The organism is bacterium (assembly GCA_040753555.1).
In the GTDB taxonomy this organism is placed as follows: domain Bacteria; phylum UBA9089; class UBA9088; order UBA9088; family UBA9088; genus JBFLYE01.
The window spans coordinates 32,280-36,211 of sequence record JBFMDZ010000002.1; the positions used below are offsets into that span (position 1 = coordinate 32,280).

The 3,932-nt window shown below is 43.8% G+C and carries 1 protein-coding gene; it reads left to right on the plus strand.

The window, feature by feature from the left end; translation table 11 throughout:
* Window positions 1-3,932: hypothetical protein (locus tag AB1630_00545; protein MEW6102301.1), on the plus strand; the 3,932-nt coding region annotated here is incomplete at both ends.

Genomic DNA, 3,932 nt, shown 5'->3' on the forward strand with positions numbered 1-3,932 from the left:
GCAACCATTACATATAATACCCTTCCCGATGGCACATACACCCTCTGGGGAACCTTAACCGACAAGGCAGGAAATAAAGGAACAAGCACAGCAATCGGCTGGGTAATCGTTGATACAACCGAGCCAATTGGAACTATTACCGACCCAACGCAAGAAAATCCAAAATACACTCCTGCAACAGCTACTGTCTGCATTACTTACTCTTACACTGAAGCAAATCCCCAAACCGCCACCGTAATGATTGGAACAAATACATCACAACCCATTACATCAACAACATTCTCAATTATCGGCTCACCAACCTATCAGATTCTTTATTCAACCCTAACCTATACCAATGTTCCAGATGGAAGCTATACTGTCTGGGTTGTAATTCAAGACCTCTCTGACCCAACAGGAACATTTACCCAACCAAATTCAATTATTGTTGACAGCACAGGACCAAATGTTGGAATAATCAGCCCATCTGGCACGCAGACCTGGGTTTCCACGGCAACATCTTTGACGGTTATCTTTACCTATACAGACAATAATCCAGCAAGCTATACCATTGGCCTTGGCTATGGAACAACTACCTTTGCCACCTGGATATTAGGAAGCGGAACACTTACTCAGACCGAGGAAACCATTACCACCACTGTAAATATGCCCTCCAATGTTTACGAGGCAACCTATACCTTATATGTTGTTGTTATAGATAAATCGCTCAATTATGGAACAGCAACACCAAACCCAGCACCAGGAACAGGAACACTTTATATGGATCTTACCAAACCCCAAGCCTTAAGGCCATTTGGTTCTCAATCAACCCCGGGTTCTGTTGACCCATCCGACCCAGCTACCTGGGATGACTTTGAGGCACCTATATTTGGTACAACCTGGCAGAGGGGTATGATGCCAATCTGGGGTGTTGCCGCAGATACCCCTGGCCCATTTGCCTCCTGTCCAGATAGGGTTGTTGTCTATTACATCTATGCAGGAAAGACAATGCCAACAGGCAGCCCAACAAACGGCTATCCATTTACCTCAGAGGCTGATCTTATGAGCAAATACTCATCGGATTACATAAAATGCGGAGAATCAATTGTTTATCCCTTTGCCTCTCCTTATAACTATGCGGGAACCTGGACGATGCAATGGAACAATCAAAATGCAAAGGCAGCAGGTGGATGCTGGCTTATTTCCTTTGTCTATGACAAGGCAGGAAATGTTCTAGACCCAGGTGGTGGAGGAATTTTGAGTGATACAACTCCACCCCAGGCGATTACCTGGCTGGAAGCATCGGTTGATAACCAGTATAACAATGTCCTATTAAAGTGGGATAGTAATGGCGTGCCTAATGATGATATAGGGGTAGACCGTTATCGCATCTATCGCCATACAGCAAATATTACATGGCTTAATCCCGTATGGCTATTAAGGGATGGTTATCCAGGGGCAGAAGAAAGAAGCCCGGGTCCAGGGAAAACCGAGACAACCTTTATTTATGACCCGGTATATGAGGTTAATGGTGTTTGGGGTAGCTTTACTACTATAATTGCTCCTGATGGAAAAAGTACATATTATCAGGGGACAGGGACAAACTACTTTGACGCCACCTCTTACTATTATTATGAGACATCCACTTCTCAATGGAAGGTGGTTTGGACAACGCCACTCCCTGGCACTCAGACAAAGGTCTATCTTGACTACAGAAATATCCGTGGCTCAGAAACCGCGGTTTATGATAAGAAACCACCCGAAAAGCAGAGGTTCTATTATACAGTTACCGCGGTAGATACATCAGGCAATGAATCGCCGATGGGAAATGTGGTTTGGGTAGATACCCCTGATATTACCCCTCCTCCTGACATCAATGACCTATCAGCAAATGTCGGCTCTCTTTCTACTGTTAAACTTGTGTGGGTAGAAACTGTTACTACCGATGGCATTACCTCTGCTTTAGACAGAATCAAGGATAACTCTTACTTTAAGCTTTATCGTAAGGAGAAGGATTCATCCCTTGTCCTTGATGAGATAAATGAGGAATGTTTTCTTGCTAAAGTTGATTTTAATCTCTCTGATATTATTGGCTTTCCTCCTGGGACAACCACATTCTCAACCTGCACCTATACAGGCTATTACACAGATACAACAGTAGAGATAGGAAAGAGCTATGCCTATGGAATTTTTGGCTATGATGCTTCTTTGCTTGCAAACAGAACTAGCCTTACCTCATCCAATGTAATCATCGCAACTGATACAACCCCACCCTCTGCGATAACCGACCTGGTTGCCACAGCAAATCAAGGAACCTTAACGATTACCCTAACCGCCACAGCCCCAACCGATAAGTACTTTGCCCAAGGCTCGCTTACTTACAATATCTATCGGGGAACCATTAGCAACTTTGAGGTTTCTGCCTCATCAAGGGTGGGAACAAATACCGGCACTGGCACAACACCATTTACCTGGACTGATACAACCATAGGTACGGAAGCTCAAGGCACAATCTACTACTATGTCGTCCAGGCAATTGACCCTTGTGGCAATATCTCAGACAATTCCAATGTTTCTAATGGTTGTAAGGTTTCCGACATCACTGCTCCCACTGGCACAATCACGATAAACAACAACGATACCTATACCACCTCAAGGAATAATGTTACCTTAAGCATCCAAGTATCCGACAACCTTGACACACCAAACAATATTTATATGGACCTAATGGAAGGAACCGGCACATTTGCTGGAAATTGGGAGAAATATAGCTCCCTGAGAGCATTTACCTTATTATCCCAAACTGATGGAATAGCCACTGTCTCGGTAAGATTTAAGGATTCCCAAGGAAACATCGGTGGAACAACCTCAGACACCATAATCCTAGACACAACCCCACCTACAGGAACCATAGAAATTACAGGAACATCCGATGAACCAACAAAATACACCACCATAAACACAGTAACCTTAACCCTAACTGCCAATGATACAAATGGAATAGATAAGATAAGGTTCTCCAATGACAATGCCGAATCCTGGTCAGCTTGGGAAGATCAAACCCTAACCAAGACCTGGACACTCTCCCAGGGAGATGGAACAAAGATTGTCTACTATCAAATAAGAGACAATGCAGGAAACACCTACATTACATCAGATAGTATTATTCTTGATACAGAAGGTGCTACAGGTGCATCTATAGTTATCAATGAGGGTGCTGTCTATACTAACACCGAAAATGTTACTTTGACCCTTTGGGCAGATGAAATTGCTACTTCTCCAATAGACGAAATGTGGATAAGCAACAATTCTGACTTCTCAACCGGCAATTGGGAAACCTATACCACAACAAAGGCTTGGACACTAGACACCCCAGCTACTGATGGCATAAAGACTGTCTATGCCAGATTCAAGGATGAGGCAGGAAATACATCAACTGCTGTTTCTGATACAATAACCTTAGACAAAACAGAACCTCAAGGAACAATCTCAATCAATGACAATGCCACCTATACATTAACAACCTCTGTCTTACTCACCATCACAGGAACTGATTCACTCTCTGGTGTCTCCCAGATGGAGGTAGTTAATGGAACAACCTTTAGCAATAACTGGGAAGCAATAGCCACCACAAAGGCTTGGCTTCTCACCACAGGCGATGGTGTAAAGACAGTCTCTGTTAGATTCAAGGACAATGCAGGAAACATCTCAGGTGGCTTCCAAGACACCATCACCCTAGACACCACCCCACCAACTGGAAGTATAGAAATTACAGGAACCTCTGATGAACCAACAAAATACACCACCATAAACACAGTAACCTTAGCCCTAACTGCCAATGATACAAATGGAATAGATAAGATAAGGTTCTCCAATGACAATGCCGAATCCTGGTCAGCTTGGGAAGATCAAACCCTAACCAAGACCTGGACACTCTCCCAGGGAGATGGAAC